Origin of the sequence: Leucobacter shiyiweii, assembly GCF_052446065.1 — a bacterium.
In the GTDB taxonomy this organism is placed as follows: domain Bacteria; phylum Actinomycetota; class Actinomycetes; order Actinomycetales; family Microbacteriaceae; genus Leucobacter.
Window position 1 is genome coordinate 388,366 of sequence record NZ_CM127080.1, and the last position, 15,254, is coordinate 403,619.

Consider the following 15,254-nt stretch of genomic DNA (forward strand, 5'->3'; position numbering starts at 1 on the left):
GAGTGGCAGAAGCCGCTTACTATCGCGAACGAGCGATCAGGGTGTCGATGAGCTGACCGGCAAGTGCCACAAGCTTCGCGATCTCGTTCTCATCGCGATCCACCCATCGAAACTGTGGATCGCCGACGGGAACGAAATTCTCGTGGCGCTCCCACACCATGAGTGTGCGTTCGGCCCCCAGTACATGCTGCTGCCACCAGATCTGGCGCATGTATGGGCGGGGGATGGATCGCCATTCCTTATTCGTGGTCTTGATCTCCGCGAGTTCAAGGTGCCCGGCCTCGCGCCGCACTAGCCCGTCGGGGGTGGCTAAATGTCGCGTGTCGATCTGGGCGTGAAACAGCGCCTGGCTCGGTTCGATGCCGTACTCCCGCTGAACCCAAGCCGCGATGACCGGCTCGCGTGCCTTCCCGTGATCGGTAAAGGCGTTGCCGGCAAAGCCGCTTCCGTAGAGTTTTTGCCATGCCGCGGTGTCAATGGAGCGCGGGGTCGACAGTTTTGCCACGTCAGTGGCGGTAATACCGCGAGCGCGCGCCCGCATCCAGGCCGCCCGATCGGTGCCGTCGGTGACGATGCGTCTGAGGTGCTCGTGAGAGGGGTTCATCGCCTTTCATTCTGCCAGTTCTTGGGCGGGTGCGACGGGAGGCAAGGCTGGTCGAATCATGAACTAGGTATGTATTAAACTCGAGTATGCTGTTGGTAGCCGTGCAGAATTTGCTCGTTTCTACAACGAATTCCTTCGTATTTTTAATACATGCGTGCGTAATCTTTTTGTTATCAGCCTCTGCATAGCTGGAACCGTCATAATTGCAGGTTATGGGCGCAGCAAAGGTACAGCCGAGCGACGGAGTAAAGATCCGCGCGCTCGTAGTCGATGATGAAGAATCGATTTCCAACCTCATTGCAATGGCATTGAGATACGAGGGGTGGGACGTTGATACCGCCTCAACCGGCGGTGAGGCAATCGAAAAGCTTCGCAGTTTCAATCCCGATGTCGCGGTGCTCGACATTATGCTTCCCGATTTCGACGGTATTCAGGTGCTGTCGCGCTTTCGCAGCGAAGGCTATCTCCTCCCGGTGCTCTTCCTCACAGCACTCGACTCAGTCGATGACCGGGTGAATGGGCTCACCGCCGGTGGCGATGATTACGTGGCGAAGCCGTTCAGCCTGGAGGAGCTCATTGCTCGGTTGCGAGCCCTCGTGCGGCGATCGCAACTGATGCAGAATCAGCACCCCGACCCCATCTTGCGTGTCGGCGATCTCCTGTTGAATGAAGATAGCTATGAAGTCGAACGCGCCGGGGAACCGATCGAGCTCACTACGACCGAGTTTGAATTGCTGCGTTACCTGATGCGCAACCCGCGTCGCGTGCTTTCAAAGTCACAGATTCTGGATCGGGTCTGGAGCTACGACTTCACGGGTAAGCCGAGCGTTGTCGAACTCTATATCTCGTATCTCCGCAAAAAGATCGATGCCTCCCGCCCTCCAATGATCCACACGGTGCGTGGCGCGGGCTACATGCTCAAACCATCGGTTTGAGCGTGCCCGCGGTGCCGACTGTGTCGGCAGCCCACAGAGCGCAGCGTGGGGTGGCGGGCTACATGCGGGGGCCATCGGTTTGAGCGTGCCCGCGGTGCCGACTGTGTCGGCAGCCCACAGAGCGCAGCGTGGGGTGGCGGGCTACATGCGGGGGCCATCGGTGTGAGCGTGCCCGCGGTGCCGACTGGTCTGGAGAGACGTTCACCCTTCTGCGCTCTGTGCGAAAGCACCCATCTGCAATAGTCTGCTGCTATGGATTTGGCCGACCTGGGGCTCACGCGCGATGAGGCCGAACATCGACTGCGCGAGGGCCTCGGCAACGCGGCACCAAACTCCAGCAGCCGCACCCTGCGCGAGATCCTCGCGGCGAATGTCTTTACCCTCTTCAACGCGATCGTTTTTACGGGCTTTGCGACGCTCCTTGCGCTTGGACGCTGGCAAGACGCACTGTTCGGCTTGCCCGCCCTGTTCAACACGCTGATCGGGGTCGTGCAGGAGTTCCAGGCGAAGCGCACCCTCGATCGCTTGGCCGTGCTCAACGCCCCGACGGCGCGAGTGCTGCGCGATGGAGCCGAGACTGATATTCCGCTCGAGCAGGTGGTTCTGGGCGATGCGCTCGTGTTGCGCGCGGGCGACCAGGTGACGGCCGACGCGCGCGTGATCCACACCGCGGAAAACGGCCCCGGAGCACTCGAGCTCGATGAGTCGCTGCTCACCGGCGAATCCCACTCGGTTCCGCGCCGCATCGGCGAAGAGGTACTCTCGGGTTCGAGCGTGGTGGGTGGATCTGGGCTCGCCGAAGTGGTGCGCGTCGGGGCCGACTCGTACGCCGCGAGCCTGACCGCGCAGGCGCAACGCTTCTCAATGGTGCGTTCGGAGCTGCGCAGCAGCGTTGATCGGTTGCTGAAGTGGATCACCTGGGCACTCGGCCCAGTGGTGCTCATCGTGGCGAACGGTCAGATGCAGTCCCATGGCGGTTGGGAGACGGCAATTGCGAGCGGGGCCTGGCGCGAGGCGGTGGTGGGTGCGGTCGCCGCGGTGATTGCTATGGTGCCGCTCGGTCTCGTGCTCGTCACAAGCATCGCGTTCGCGGTTGGCGCGGTGACGCTCGCGCGCCGAAACGTACTCATTCAGGAGCTAGCAGCAGTTGAGGGTCTTGCCCGCGTCGATGTGTTGTGCCTCGACAAGACCGGTACGATCACCACCGGGGAGATGACACTCGACGGTGTGGAATCTATCACTGAAACCCCCGGCTGGGAGAGGGTACTCGCACACCTCGGCTGTGCCTCCGACGCGAACTCGACGGCCCGCTGCCTTGCCGAACGTTTTGAGCCCGGGGGTCGGCCGCTCGAGGTGGCGCACGAGATCCCGTTTGGATCTGCGTGGAAGTGGAGCGGCCTGGTGGTGCCCGCAGGTGAGGCGTCGGGCACCTGGATCTTTGGCGCACCAGAGTTTGTTTTTAGCGGAGTGAGTGCAGAAGCCGGCGGCGTCGTCTCGATTGAGGGCGCCGGGGCTGATCCGCTCATCGTGCAGACGCTCACCCGGGCTGGCGAGTGCGCCGCCGCTGGTCTCCGCACCCTCGTGCTCGCGCACTCGCCGGCGACCGAGGCTCCCGACGAGACTCCCACACTGCCAGCGAAGCTCGCACCGGTGGCCCTCATCACTTTCCGCGAGAGGGTGCGCCCCGACGCCGCACAGACCATTAACTATTTCGCCGAGCAGGGGGTGGGGATCCGCATCATTTCGGGTGACGACCCGCGCACGGTCGCCGCGGTCGCGCGGGAAGTGGGCATCGACTGTAACGGCGGGTTTGACGCGCGTGCCCTGCCCACAGACGAGGTCGAACTCGGCGAGGTGCTCGAGCGTGAGCATGTCTATGGTCGGGTCACCCCTGAGCAGAAGGTATCGCTCGTGCGGGCGTTACAGGCGAGAGGTCACGTAGTCGCCATGACCGGCGACGGGGTGAATGACGCGTTGGCGATCAAGGAGGCGGATCTCGGCATCGCCGTCGACAGTGCGGCGCAGGCGACGAAAGCGGTTTCGAGGCTGGTGTTGCTCGACGGGCGATTCGAGCGGCTGCCCGGCGTGGTCGCCGAGGGGCGACGCGTCATCGCCAATATCGAGCGCGTCTCGATGCTCTTCCTGACGAAGACCACCTACGCGCTTTCGGTGGGCGTGATTTTCGGCCTCCTCGCTTGGGCGTTCCCGTTCCTGCCCCGCCAACTTTCGATCACCGACGGTCTCACCATTGGCATCCCTGCCTTCTTCCTCGCGATCATGCCAAACGCGAGTCGCTATCGTGAGGGCTTCCTGCGCCGGTCGCTGCTCTTCGCGGTCCCGTCGGGGCTCATCGTCACAGCCGGGCTCATCTCGGTTTACCTCGTGGGGGAGCGCTTCGGCCCGTTCACCGTCAGTGAGATGCAATCGGCCTCCACCCTGACGCTCGCCGGCATCGCGCTGTGGGTGCTCGCGGTGCTCTCGCGCCCGTTCCACTGGTTCCGGATACTTATCGTGTTGGCTATGTACGCGGGGCTCGCAATCGTCTGGGCGATCCCGATATCACGGCAGTTCTTCGAGATCGGCTGGCTTCCCGAGCCGCTCGGGTTCGCCGTGCTGATCATCGTTGGCGTTGGCATTATCCTCGTCGAGTTGCTGCGTGCGTGGCATGTGCGCCAGATCCGCGCGACCGACGAGCGCCACCGCTCGCGCCGAGACGCCTCCCCTGCGAAGCCTTTCCGTGCGACCGGCCCACGACCTGTGGTAAGCTCATCGTTGGCCCAAGACCGCCGGTAGAAACTCGCAAGAGTTCTGGAACAATCGCAAAAGCGAAGACCTGCGCAGGTACGAAAATTTGAGTGTGGATCTCGATCCGCCCGCAAAGCTCCGTGCATGCGCACCGGAGCTTTTTTTATTGTGACGGGTGGTACGGCCCCCGGGAAGCATCCGCTTCGCGGGGACACACAAGCTAAGGAGCGCCATGGCTACGAAGGATGCTAGGCTCGCCGACCTTCAGAAGAACTTTGAAGAGTCGGCCGCCGTACTGCTGACTGAGTACCGCGGTCTGACGGTTGCTGAACTGCGCGAATTGCGCGGCGGTATCCGTGAGCACGCGACGTACGCCGTGGCGAAGAACACGCTGACCAAGATTGCCGCGAACAACGCCGGCATCACCGCATTCGACGACGAGCTGACCGGTCCTTCGGCGCTCGCTTTCGTGCACGGTGACGCCGTCGCGGTCGCTAAGTCTCTGCGTGACTTCGCTAAGGCACACCCTCATCTGGTGGTGAAGGGCGGCTACTTTGATGGCAAGCCCCTTTCTGCTGCTGAGGTTGGCAAGCTCGCCGATCTTGAGAGCCGCGAGGTGCTGTTGGCTAAGGCTGCCGGCGTCATGCAGGCGTCGCTGATCGGTGCCGCACAGCTGTTCAACGCTCTGCCCGCCAAGGCCGCTCGCGGTTTCGGTGCGCTGCAGGAGAAGCAGGACGCGTAAGAACCGTTTCGGTTCACCCCCATAAGACCCGCTCGTCGCGCGCAGCGTGACAGGCACACATCAAGGAGATACATCATGGCAAAGCTTTCAACTGAAGAGCTGCTCGAGCAGTTCAAGGAGCTCACCCTCATCGAGCTCTCAGAGTTCGTCAAGGCATTCGAAGAGACCTTCGACGTGTCGGCTGCTGCTCCGGTTGCAGTTGCTGCTGCTCCCGCTGCTGCCGCTGAGGCTGTCGAGGAGAAGGACGAGTTCGACGTGCTGCTCGAGGCTGCCGGCGACAAGAAGATCCAGGTCATCAAGGTTGTGCGCGAGCTCACCGGCCTGGGCCTGGGCGAAGCCAAGGCTCTCGTTGAGGAAGCTCCGAAGAACGTTCTCGAGGCCCTCAAGAAGGACGCAGCCGAAGAGGCACTCGCGAAGCTCACCGAGGCTGGCGCAGTCGCAAAGCTCGTCTAGTTTGCTCTCACTAGCTCGCTAGTGGATCGAGGGCGGGGTGCGTACGCACCCCGCCCTTTTGCATGCTTGCGCCCGGGCATCTGCGCTGAGGCGCGACTTCACGAGGCTTCGATGATGCCCATCATGCCGAGATCCTCGTGATCGAGAATGTGGCAATGGTAGACGGTGCGACCGGGGAATCGATCAAAGTTGATGCGAACCGTCACCGAGCTGAATTCTGGTACATGCACCACGTCGCGCAGGTCGATCCCGCTGGTCTCGGACCCGCTCTCACGAATCACCTGCATCGGCCAGATATGTAGGTGAAACGGGTGGGCCATCGGGGAGTCGTTGACAATGGTCCACTCTTCCATCGTTCCCAGCTGCACCGTCTGGTCAACGCGGTCGTGGCTGTATTCCCTGCCGTCGAGAACAAACTGCATCCCGCCGCCACCGCCACCGCCCATCCCCATCGACATTGTGATGGTTCGCACACCGTTCGGCTCGCGGGTGCGGAGATCGGGATGCGCGACGGTGTCGTTCTGGCGTATGCGCGGCGCCGAGATCGCGGCATCAGGCAGCGCCGTGAGCACCACGGCATCCGCGCCCGCAGTGCTCTGGCCGCCCATCATCCCCATCCCCATCCGGCCGCGATCAAACGACGCGGCGACGAGCTCGGTCGCCGCGGCCGGGATCGTGACGGTGACGTCGGCGCGATTGCCTGGCGCGAGCAGCACGCGGTCGACGCTCCGCGGCTCGGCGAGCGGCATCGAGTCGGTGCCTTGAAGCGTCGCGTCGAATCCGGCGAAACTCAGGTCAAGATAACGGCTCGCACACGCGTTGATGAGCAAGAGTCGCTGAGCGGATCCCGTCAGGCCTCTCAGTTCAGGGGCAACTTGACCATTCGTGAGCAGCGTCTCGCCTGTGCGTCCCATCATGCGCTGCGCTTGGTTGACCGCGACGACGCCACCCCCGACGAAAGTGGTGTCAGAGACGAGCACCACGCGGGGAGATCCACCATCAGACCAGTCGTCGGTATCGACCACAATGGCGCCGTACATGCCGCCGAACACTTGGTCTGCAGCAAGGCCGTGATGGTGGGGGTGGTACCAGTTGATGCCCGTAGGGTGGTCATCGGGAATGTCGATCTCGTAGTCGAAGCTGTTCCCCGGCGCAATATGTACGAAAGGATTGTCGCTGTTGCCCTCCGCAGAGACGTGGAGCCCGTGGGTGTGCAGGTTGGTGACCTCATCGAGATCGTTGATGAGGTGCACGCGAAGGCGGTCGCCCGGATGTAGGTGCAGGGTTGGCCCGGGCACGGTGCCGTTGTAAGTGAGCATGCGCACGGTGGATCCCGCTACCACGACCTCGGTCGCGGTTACCCTGAGGTCGAACTCGAGCAGACCGTCCCTCGCCGAGAGGACCTCTGGCTCGGCCCAGCCTCCCACTGTGGCCTCTGCAGGAGTTTCCGGTGCCGGGGTCTCAGGTGACCGCTCAGTGTTGGAGGCTGGCCTCGGTGTCTGCAGAGAAAGTACCAGGCCGGTAGCTCCGATTGCGAGCACCCCCGCGCCGACCGCGCCAATCGTCAGGGCCTGCCGCCGGGTGATGCCGTCGCTCATGCGAGCTCCCCTCCACGCTTTCACATTACGCCGAGCTCGTGGCGCGCGATAGGGCCATTCTTCTCGGCAGGAAGAAGCAGGCGCGTGGATGCTCGAGGCGGGCAGGCCAATGCGCTGCGCGGCAGCGTGGGGCTGCGCTAGCGGGTAAGGCTGCGCTCGATGAGGGCCGTCGCGATCGCCGCGAGCCCCTCTCCGCGACCCGTGAACCCGAGCCCGTCGGTGGTCGTGGCGCTCAGACTCACCGGGGCACCTACCAATTCGGTCATGCGGATCTGCGCTTCCGCGCGGCGAGGTGCGAATTTCGGGCGCTGCCCCACAATCTGGATCGAGACGTTAACGGGACGCCACCCGGCCTCTGACAGGCGGGCGAGCGCAAGCGTCACAAAGCCGGTGCTCGCAGCCCCTGCAGTGTGAGGCTGATCCACGCCGACGAGCTCACCGATATCGCCAAGCCCGGCCGCACCGAGCAGCGCATCGACCACCGCGTGACAGACCACGTCGCCGTCGCTGTGCCCGGATAGTCCAGGCTCACCTGGCCAGTCGAGCCCGGCGAGTCGAAGTGGGGCGGCGGGATCGTAGGCGTGCACATCCACGCCGGTGCCGACGCGAATCATTTCGCCGCACGGCCCTGCGGCGTGGCCGAATGTCGTCCCGAACGTGGTGCGAACCCGTTCGCTTCCGCATGCAGCAAGGTGCCCTCCAGCATTACGAGGTCGGCCTGAGTAGTGACCTTGTGTGCGAGCGGATCACCGGCGACGGTGTGAACGGTTCCCCCGAAGCGCTGCACCACCTCGGCGTCGTCAGTGGGAGCCCCGGCTACATCGGAAACTGTGGCGCGCGCCTGCGCGGATTCGTGTGCCGCCGCGAGCCCTTCGAGAGTGAAACCCTGCGGCGTTTGCACTGCAATGAGCGAGGCGCGATCCACCGTGGAAACGACCGTTCCGTTTGCATCGATCTGCTTGAGCGTGTCGGCCACGGGAACGCCCGGTACCACCGCCTCGCCGGTCTGATGCACACGGTTGAGCACGCGCTCAAAGACCGAAGCCGGGGTGAGCGGCCGCGCTGCGTCGTGGACCAGCACTGTGCGGATGGTGTCGTGCAGTGCATCGAGGCCGAAGCGCACCGACTCGTGCCTCTCTCGACCACCGGGCACCACAGAGACCTGCCAGAGCAAGCCCTCGGGAACGAGTTCATCGGCAAGAGCAAGCGCTTCGCCCGCATGCCCGTCGGGAACGACGAGCACGAGCTGACCCGGGTGGGGGAGCGACGTGACCGTGCGGATGCCGTGGGTAAGAAGTGAAGCGCCGCCCAGCTCGACGAAGGCCTTCGGCTCGGATGCACCCAGTCGTTCGCCGCGGCCCGCAGCCACCAGGATGACTCCGAGCTCTGCGACGTGATGCAGGGCAGTGTCGCCAGCCACAGGCATGTTCGAGGACCGAGACGTGTTGGCAGCCCCAGAGGTGTCAGCGCGCATGGCCCGGGTAGCCCGCTAGGAAGCGAGCACCTCGTCGAGCACCTTTGATGCCTGCTCTTCGTCAGTCTTTTCAGCGAGGGCGAGCTCAGATACGAGGATCTGGCGGGCCTTTGCGAGCATGCGCTTCTCGCCGGCGGAGAGCGAGCGCACTTCTTGATCACGACGCCACAGGTCGCGCACGACCTCGGAGACCTTGATTACATCGCCGGAAGCGAGTTTCTCGAGGTTAGCCTTGTAGCGACGTGACCAGTTGGTCGGCTCTTCGGTAAACGGTGCACGAAGCACCTCGAACACCCGCTCAAGTCCGTCTTGATCAATGACGTCGCGTACTCCAACCAGGTCGCAGTTCTCGGCGGGAACCTCGATGGTGAGGTCGCCTTGGTTGACCTGTAGCTTGAGGAAAAGCTTTTCCTCGCCGCCAATCTTCCGCTTCTTCACCTCGATGATCTTGGCTGCGCCGTGGTGGGGGTAGACGACGGTCTCTCCGACCTCAAATTGCATCGAGTTGGCTCCTTATATCAGTCCAACTCCCAGTTTACCACACCACTCGCCGACACTGAGGGCAGCCTTAGCTGCAGCCATGGCCATGGGCGCGATAGTATGATTTCAAACCGTCAGCGCAGTTTGCGATGCCATGTGCGTCGCCCACCGTCCGGAGGACACACACCTTGAAGACTCGTCGGATCGCATCTTCCATCGCTCTTGCGGCGGCCATCACTCTCGGAGCTACCGGATGCGGCTTCGCTGTGCCGCAGGCGACGACCGAGCCCTACGCTCCGAGCGACGGGATCGACGTCTCGGTTGCCGGCGTCGAGGTGCGCAATCTCTTGCTCATCGCCGATGAGGAGAGCGAGAACTTTAACGTCGTGTTCACGGGCGTGAACACTGGCACCACACCACTTGAGTTGCGAATCACCTTCGTAGGCAAGGGTGGATCGACCGAAGCCTCCGCCGACTTCACCATCGATCCGGGCAGCACGATCTTCGGTGATCCCGAGGGCGACGTCGCACCCGTGCTCGTGTCGATTCCTGATCTGGCAGCCGGCGACACCGTCAGTGCATTCCTGCAGGTGCCGGGCGGCGCAGACGTTGAGCGTGAGGTTCCCGTGCTTGATGGCACGCTGCTTGAGTACCGGTCGTTCGTGATCTCACCCTCCGATGTCGCCGAGGAGGAAGAGCTTTCGACCGAGTCTGTCGATGCGAACAACACCGACACCGGCGCAGAGGGTGCGGCCGAATAAGGCCACGCACGCTGAGTAAGACGAAGGGCCCCGGGGTGATCCCCAGGGCCCTTCGTCTGTCGTTGGCGGGAGCGTGATTGGCTCCCGCCCCGAGCGTTACGCGAATCGGTAGCCTACGCCGCGCACGGTCGTCACGAGCTTCGGTTCCTTCGGTTCTTCTTCGATCCGCGAGCGGATTCGCTTCACGTGCACGTCAAGCGTTTTGGTGTCGCCATAGTAGTCGCTGCCCCAGACCCGGTCGATGAGCTGCCCCCGGGTGAGTACGCGACCCGAATGGCGCATGAGGAGTTCGAGCAGCTCGAACTCACGCAGCGGCATCGAGATTTCCTCGCCTCGCACGGTTACGGTGTGACGCTCGGTGTCGAGGCGCACCCCCTGCTCCTCGAGAACGCCCTCCTCGTAGTATTCCTCTTCCGGGTCATCGCTCTCGTTCTCACCGCGTCGGAGGGCAGCGCGCACTCGGGCGAGCAGCTCCCGGGTGGAGTAGGGCTTCGTGATGTAGTCGTCGGCGCCCAGTTCGAGCCCCACCACAATGTCGATCTCGCTGTCCTTCGCGGTGAGCATGATGATCGGCACACGCGAGCGGGCGCGGATCGACCGGCACACCTCGGTGCCGGGAAGCCCAGGAAGCATGAGGTCGAGCAACACCAGGTCGGCGTCCGAACCAGGAAACACCCGCACCGCGTCGGTGCCGTCCGCCACGACCTGTACGTGGTAGCCCTCGCGTTCCAGGAGAAACGCGAGCGGCTCGGAGATCGAGGCCTCGTCTTCTACCAGCAGGATGCGCTTACTCAATTAATTCGCCCTCTCGATAAGTGAAGGTGCTGTGTCGGCGGCCGCAGGGCGCGGGCCGCGATATTCGTTCGAAGCCGTGGGTTCTGCCGGTCTCCGCTTGCGTTTCGACTTCTTGTCGGTTCCGCCGCGGTCAACGACCGGGAAGGTGAGAATAAAACTCGCGCCGACCCCCGGTTGGGACCAGACGTCGATATCTCCGCCGTGGGCACGCATGGTGTGTCGAGCGATTGAAAGCCCGAGGCCCGTACCGCCGCCCTCGCGGCTGCGCGCGGCGTCGACCCGATAGAAGCGCTCGAAAATACGGGGCAGGTGTTCGGGCGGGATCCCTTCGCCCTGATCGGTGACCGTGATCGTGCACGTGCGCTTCGTCGCTTCGATCCCGATGCCGACTCGCCCGCCCTCCGGCGAATGGCGGATCGCGTTACTCAACAGGTTTGCTAGCACGGTGCCTATCGATGCTGGGCGACCAAGAGTTACCAGGTCGCCACTCGCGTCGCCGATATCGGTGAGTACCAGCGACACCCCGTGTTGCGAAGCGAAATCGCGATGCGCCTCAACCTCGGTGCGCACGACGGCACGTAGAGAGACCTCCTCCCGATCCTCTGGCCGCAGCGTCGATTGAGCCTCAGAGAGCTGGATGATGTCGCGTGACAAATCTCCGAGGCGGCGGGATTCCTTAATCAGACGCCTCGCAAAGTTGCGCACGATGTCGGGTTCGTCGGCACCCTCGAGCACCGCCTCGGAGAGTAAGCCAATCGCGGCGATCGGGGTTTTGAGCTCGTGGCTCACGTTGGCGATGAAGTCTCGGCGCATGGCGTTGACCCGCTGCTCTTCGCCGAGGTCGAACGCGAAGACTGCAAGAAACCGCTCCTGTAGCCGCACGATGAGCACCCGAACGGTATCACTCGGGTCTTCGGGGTCTGGCAAGCGCGTGTCTGGCACCCCGGTGGTCATGACCCGTCGTGCTCGGTGTAAGAAGTCCGGGTCCCGCAGCTCCTCACCGGTCACTCGCGCATCCTCTCGCGCCACGGGATTGGCGTACACCACTGAGAGAGACGCATCGAGAATCACGGCAAAACTGTCGACCGAGTTGAGGATCTCAACCGCGACCTCGGGAAGCTCCGGTCGCATCGCCTGCGCTCGCCGCCTGCCCGCTGCTCGCGCACTGAGGATTACCCAGGTGGCGAGCGCCCCGGCGAGAACGCCGAGCGCCACGGAGGCCAGCACGATGGCGGTCGGGGTCATGCCCCCATCGTATGCCCGAGCGTCATCATCACCCTCGCTCGTTCAGGTCCTGTTTACCTCCCGGGAGGTGACTGTTCACCCGTGCAAGTGAGACTATGGAGGCAGTGCGTCGCTTGTGGCGTGCACGCGGCGGGTGTCATTTGACGGCTGGGGCAGCGATCCACAAGGAAACGACTCACCATTTTGAAACCGGAAGGAAACCGTTCGACATGCGTGAAGTATTTCAGCAGGAGCTGGCCGAGGTGCAGAGCCGCCTGGTGCAGATCGCCGAACTCGTAGAGATTGCGATTCAGCAGGCCACCACGTCTTTCCGCACGAGTGATGTGTCGCTTGCCGAGCTGGTGATCGAGAACACCGAGCGCGTCGAGCAGATGGCCACCGAACTCGACGAACTCACGATTGACATCCTTGCCCGACAGCAGCCGGTCGCCGGTGACCTCCGCCTGATGGTGGGCGCACTGCGCATGGGCTCGTCACTCGAGCGAATGGGCGACCTCGCCGAGCACATCGCCCAGCTCGCTCGCTACCGCTACCCCGAGAGCGCGATTCCGCAGGGTCTGCGCAAGACGTTCGCGCGCATGGGCGAGAACGACGTGAAGATCGCTCACAAGCTTGTCGAACTGCTGCGCACCCAGGATCCCGCGTTCATTGACGACATCCGCGACATTGATGATGCGATCGACGAATTGCACGCCAAGGTCTTCGAGAAGGTGCTGAGCGACAGGGTCAATACCGACACGACGGGTGTCGTCGACGCGACCCTCGCGAGTCGTTACCACGAGCGCTTCGGCGATCACGCGGTGAACATCAGCCGACAGGTCAACTACTTCCTGCGCGGCGCGCTGCTCTAAATCTCTTTCCGAGATGTCCATTGTGGATCTCGCGGCCCCGGGTCACCGCGCCCGGGGCCTGTCGTTGCCCTAGGCTTACAGCGTGAACCAGCGCATCTACGACTCGCGAAAACAGGACGTCGTTGACCTCGCACCGCGAGTGTCGGGGGAGGTCTCGATGTACGTGTGCGGGCCGACGGTGCAGTCGGCGCCACACATCGGGCACCTGCGAAGCGCGCTTGTGTACGACCAAATGCGCCGCTGGTTGACGGCGACCGGGCAGCACGTCACGCTGATCCGCAACGTCACCGACATTGACGACAAGATTCTTGACAACGCACGCGAGGCCCAGCTTGCTGGGGGTGACGAAGAGTGGTGGGCGCTGGCATACCGGGTCGAGCGCGATTTCACCGCGGCCTACAACGCGATCGGGGTGCTCCCCCCCACCTACGAGCCGCGCGCGACCGCGAACATTGCTGAGATGATCGCCCTGATTGAGAGACTCATCGAGCGAGGGCACGCGTACCAAGCAGAAGACGGCTCGGCGAGCGTGTACTTCGACACGGGCAGCTGGCCCGACTATGGCGATCTCACCAGGCAGCGCCGTGAGCAGATGGAAGACGCTACCGATTCGGAACCGGTGGGCAAGCGCGACCCGCGCGACTTTGCGCTGTGGAAGGCGCACCGCACGCACGAGCCCATGAGTGCAGCCTGGCCCTCACCGTGGGGGCTTGGCCGGCCGGGTTGGCATATTGAGTGCTCAGCCATGGCGACGAGGTACCTGGGCGAGGAATTCGATATTCACGGCGGCGGGCTCGATCTTCGCTTCCCGCACCACGAAAACGAGTTGGCGCAGTCTTCGGCGGCAGGGCACGCCTTCGCGCGGCACTGGATTCACAACGGCCTCGTCAACACCGGCGGCAAGAAAATGTCGAAGTCCCTCGGCAACTCACTCTTCGCGCACGACCTGCTGAGGGCCGCGCGTCCGGTGGTGCTGCGCTACTTTTTGGGCTCAGCCCACTACCGCTCGGTGCTCGAGTATTCTGCCGACTCTCTCGCCGAGGCGGCCGCCGCGTTCGAGCGCATTGAGAGCTTCTTGGAGCGCGTCGAGACGTTCTTAACCGAGGGCTCGGGCAACAGTGTCGGCGTGGCCCATCACGTGCGGCTTATGCCGCTTGCGGGTACCGCGACGAGTGAGATGCTGCCCGAGGACTTCATTGCGGCTATGCTTGACGACTTCGGGGTGCCGCAGGCGCTCGCGTCCCTTCACGGGGCCGTGCGCGCAGGGAACACCGCGATAGACGCGGGTGACGCAGGGTTGGCCCTGGCCCGCGCGACCGAGGTGGTCGCCATGCTCGACGTGCTGGGCCTTGACCCACGCGACGAACACTGGGCTGCCTCGGGAGGAGTCGCGGGTGGTGCGGAAGCCGCAGCGCTCGACACCCTGGTCACCGCCCTGATCGAAGAGCGCCGAGAGGCGCGCGCCCGCAAGGACTTCGCCACGAGCGACGCGATTCGCGATCGTTTGCAGCAGGCGGGGGTCGCCCTGGAAGATAGCCCGAACGGAACCCGCTGGAGTCTCGCATGAACATGAAGAAATCGCGCCCTGGCGCAGTACGCAAGAAGAGCCGAGGCAAAGCCGTCGGCTCAGGCGGACAGGGCCGTCAGGCGCTTGAAGGCCGCGGCCCGACGCCGAAGGCCGAAGATCGTCCGTATCACCCCGCCGGTAAGGCGAAGGCCGCGAAAGACCGGTACGTCGCAGCCGGTGGCAAGGATCCGCGTCGCGGCGCGAAGCCCGATCGTCCACAGCGCGGCACGCGCAAGCCCACTGACGATACCGAGTTGGTGACCGGACGCAACTCGGTGCTCGAGGCGCTGCGCACCAAAATTCCCGCAACCGCCCTGTACGTCGCAGCCAAGGTTGAGATGGACGACCGCATGCGCGAGATCCTCGGCATCGCCGTGGGTCGTGGTGTGCCCGTGCTCGAGATTATGCGTCCAGAGCTCGACCGGATGACCTCACGCGATACCGTGCATCAGGGCGTGGCGCTGAAGGTGCCCGCGTACGAGTACGCACATCCGATCGATCTGCTTGAGACAGCGGTGGATCGGGGCGAGACGCCACTGCTGGTCGCCCTTGATGGCATCACCGACCCGCGCAACCTCGGGGCGATTATCCGTTCCGTCGCTGCGTTCGGTGGGCAGGGTGTGATCGTGCCCCAGCGCCGCTCGGTCGGGCTCAACTCCGCCGCGTGGAAGACCTCGGCCGGTGCCGCCGCGCGCGTCCCCGTCGCGATGGCCGCAAACCTCACGTCGACGCTGAAGGCGCTGAAGGAACAGGGCGTGTTTGTGCTCGGACTTGACGGTGATGGAGATGTGTCGTTACCGGGTCTCGAATTGGCGGATCGCCCGCTCGTCATCGTGGTCGGCAGCGAGGGGAAGGGTCTCTCGCGCCTTGTCACGGAGACCTGCGACGCGGTCGTATCGATCCCGATCAACGCGGCTACCGAGTCGCTGAATGCGGGCATCGCGGTGAGCGTCTCGCTGTACGAGATCTCGAAGCTACGCGCCGAGCGCACTGCAGCACCGTAG

15 protein-coding genes are annotated in these 15,254 nt (G+C 63.8%); 8 read left to right on the forward strand and 7 right to left on the reverse strand.

Annotated elements, in window-relative coordinates; all coding sequences use genetic code 11:
• Positions 1-19: 19 nt before the first annotated feature.
• Entirely contained in the window at positions 20-604 is a 585-nt protein-coding gene (locus ACTNFJ_RS01870) for a YqaJ viral recombinase family protein (protein ID WP_435907265.1), read from the reverse strand.
• Between the two features lie 212 nt (positions 605-816).
• Between ACTNFJ_RS01870 and ACTNFJ_RS01875 the strand changes: the two genes are divergently transcribed.
• The 4 genes from ACTNFJ_RS01875 to rplL all read left to right on the forward strand — a co-directional run bounded on the left by ACTNFJ_RS01875 (position 817) and on the right by rplL (position 5,479).
• On the forward strand, positions 817-1,539 hold the full coding sequence (locus tag ACTNFJ_RS01875) for a response regulator transcription factor (protein ID WP_435907266.1): 723 nt from the start codon (positions 817-819) through the stop codon (positions 1,537-1,539).
• Between the two features lie 252 nt (positions 1,540-1,791).
• Entirely contained in the window at positions 1,792-4,332 is a 2,541-nt protein-coding gene (locus ACTNFJ_RS01880) for an HAD-IC family P-type ATPase (protein WP_435907267.1), read from the forward strand.
• Positions 4,333-4,516: 184 nt separating this feature from the next.
• Positions 4,517-5,026, forward strand: a complete 510-nt coding sequence (rplJ, locus tag ACTNFJ_RS01885) for a 50S ribosomal protein L10 (protein ID WP_435907268.1) — start codon at positions 4,517-4,519, stop codon at positions 5,024-5,026.
• A gap of 75 nt (positions 5,027-5,101) precedes the next feature.
• Positions 5,102-5,479 (forward strand): 50S ribosomal protein L7/L12, encoded by a 378-nt coding sequence (gene rplL, locus ACTNFJ_RS01890; protein ID WP_433646108.1) that lies wholly within the window; start codon positions 5,102-5,104, stop codon positions 5,477-5,479.
• 98 nt (positions 5,480-5,577) lie between these two features.
• Here rplL and ACTNFJ_RS01895 read toward each other — a convergent pair whose 3' ends face one another.
• The 4 genes from ACTNFJ_RS01895 to ACTNFJ_RS01910 all read right to left on the reverse strand — a co-directional run bounded on the left by ACTNFJ_RS01895 (position 5,578) and on the right by ACTNFJ_RS01910 (position 9,052).
• Positions 5,578-7,077 (reverse strand): multicopper oxidase family protein, encoded by a 1,500-nt coding sequence (locus ACTNFJ_RS01895; protein WP_435907269.1) that lies wholly within the window; start codon positions 7,075-7,077, stop codon positions 5,578-5,580.
• A gap of 137 nt (positions 7,078-7,214) precedes the next feature.
• Positions 7,215-7,691 carry a 2-C-methyl-D-erythritol 2,4-cyclodiphosphate synthase gene (gene ispF, locus ACTNFJ_RS01900; protein ID WP_435907270.1) on the reverse strand — a complete coding sequence of 159 codons (477 nt, stop codon included), beginning with the start codon at positions 7,689-7,691 and terminating at the stop codon, positions 7,215-7,217.
• On the reverse strand, positions 7,688-8,503 hold the full coding sequence (ispD, locus tag ACTNFJ_RS01905) for a 2-C-methyl-D-erythritol 4-phosphate cytidylyltransferase (protein WP_435907346.1): 816 nt from the start codon (positions 8,501-8,503) through the stop codon (positions 7,688-7,690). Before ispD ends, ispF begins: the two co-directional genes overlap by 4 nt.
• Positions 8,504-8,566: 63 nt before the next feature.
• Positions 8,567-9,052 carry a CarD family transcriptional regulator gene (locus ACTNFJ_RS01910; RefSeq protein ID WP_435907271.1) on the reverse strand — a complete coding sequence of 162 codons (486 nt, stop codon included), beginning with the start codon at positions 9,050-9,052 and terminating at the stop codon, positions 8,567-8,569.
• Between the two features lie 167 nt (positions 9,053-9,219).
• Between ACTNFJ_RS01910 and ACTNFJ_RS01915 the strand changes: the two genes are divergently transcribed.
• Positions 9,220-9,792 carry a DNA modification methylase gene (locus ACTNFJ_RS01915; protein WP_435907272.1) on the forward strand — a complete coding sequence of 191 codons (573 nt, stop codon included), beginning with the start codon at positions 9,220-9,222 and terminating at the stop codon, positions 9,790-9,792.
• Between the two features lie 96 nt (positions 9,793-9,888).
• Here ACTNFJ_RS01915 and ACTNFJ_RS01920 read toward each other — a convergent pair whose 3' ends face one another.
• Together ACTNFJ_RS01920 and ACTNFJ_RS01925 are read right to left on the reverse strand one after the other, a co-directional pair.
• Positions 9,889-10,587 carry a winged helix-turn-helix domain-containing protein gene (locus ACTNFJ_RS01920; protein ID WP_435907273.1) on the reverse strand — a complete coding sequence of 233 codons (699 nt, stop codon included), beginning with the start codon at positions 10,585-10,587 and terminating at the stop codon, positions 9,889-9,891.
• Positions 10,588-11,832, reverse strand: coding sequence for a sensor histidine kinase (locus tag ACTNFJ_RS01925; protein ID WP_435907274.1), 1,245 nt, complete (start codon positions 11,830-11,832; stop codon positions 10,588-10,590).
• Between the two features lie 209 nt (positions 11,833-12,041).
• Between ACTNFJ_RS01925 and phoU the strand changes: the two genes are divergently transcribed.
• The 3 genes from phoU to rlmB all read left to right on the forward strand — a co-directional run bounded on the left by phoU (position 12,042) and on the right by rlmB (position 15,254).
• Positions 12,042-12,683 (forward strand): phosphate signaling complex protein PhoU, encoded by a 642-nt coding sequence (gene phoU / locus ACTNFJ_RS01930; protein ID WP_435907275.1) that lies wholly within the window; start codon positions 12,042-12,044, stop codon positions 12,681-12,683.
• A gap of 82 nt (positions 12,684-12,765) precedes the next feature.
• A complete protein-coding gene (cysS, locus tag ACTNFJ_RS01935) occupies positions 12,766-14,250 on the forward strand; it encodes a cysteine--tRNA ligase (RefSeq protein ID WP_435907276.1) in 1,485 nt (494 codons plus the stop codon).
• On the forward strand, positions 14,247-15,254 hold the full coding sequence (gene rlmB, locus ACTNFJ_RS01940; RefSeq protein WP_435907277.1) for a 23S rRNA (guanosine(2251)-2'-O)-methyltransferase RlmB: 1,008 nt from the start codon (positions 14,247-14,249) through the stop codon (positions 15,252-15,254). Before cysS ends, rlmB begins: the two co-directional genes overlap by 4 nt.

Bases quoted from the DNA above. Each gene is read 5' to 3' on its own strand.
- rlmB (WP_435907277.1), top strand. From the start codon at position 14,247: ATGAACATGAAGAAATCGCGCCCTGGCGCAGTACGCAAGAAGAGCCGA.
- ACTNFJ_RS01925 (WP_435907274.1), bottom strand. From the start codon at position 11,832: ATGACCCCGACCGCCATCGTGCTGGCCTCCGTGGCGCTCGGCGTTCTC.
- phoU (WP_435907275.1), top strand. From the start codon at position 12,042: ATGCGTGAAGTATTTCAGCAGGAGCTGGCCGAGGTGCAGAGCCGCCTG.
- ispF (WP_435907270.1), bottom strand. From the start codon at position 7,691: ATGATTCGCGTCGGCACCGGCGTGGATGTGCACGCCTACGATCCCGCC.
- ACTNFJ_RS01880 (WP_435907267.1), top strand. From the start codon at position 1,792: ATGGATTTGGCCGACCTGGGGCTCACGCGCGATGAGGCCGAACATCGA.
- rplL (WP_433646108.1), top strand. From the start codon at position 5,102: ATGGCAAAGCTTTCAACTGAAGAGCTGCTCGAGCAGTTCAAGGAGCTC.
- rplJ (WP_435907268.1), top strand. From the start codon at position 4,517: ATGGCTACGAAGGATGCTAGGCTCGCCGACCTTCAGAAGAACTTTGAA.
- ACTNFJ_RS01875 (WP_435907266.1), top strand. From the start codon at position 817: ATGGGCGCAGCAAAGGTACAGCCGAGCGACGGAGTAAAGATCCGCGCG.
- ACTNFJ_RS01895 (WP_435907269.1), bottom strand. From the start codon at position 7,077: ATGAGCGACGGCATCACCCGGCGGCAGGCCCTGACGATTGGCGCGGTC.
- ACTNFJ_RS01910 (WP_435907271.1), bottom strand. From the start codon at position 9,052: ATGCAATTTGAGGTCGGAGAGACCGTCGTCTACCCCCACCACGGCGCA.
- ispD (WP_435907346.1), bottom strand. From the start codon at position 8,503: ATGCCTGTGGCTGGCGACACTGCCCTGCATCACGTCGCAGAGCTCGGA.
- ACTNFJ_RS01870 (WP_435907265.1), bottom strand. From the start codon at position 604: ATGAACCCCTCTCACGAGCACCTCAGACGCATCGTCACCGACGGCACC.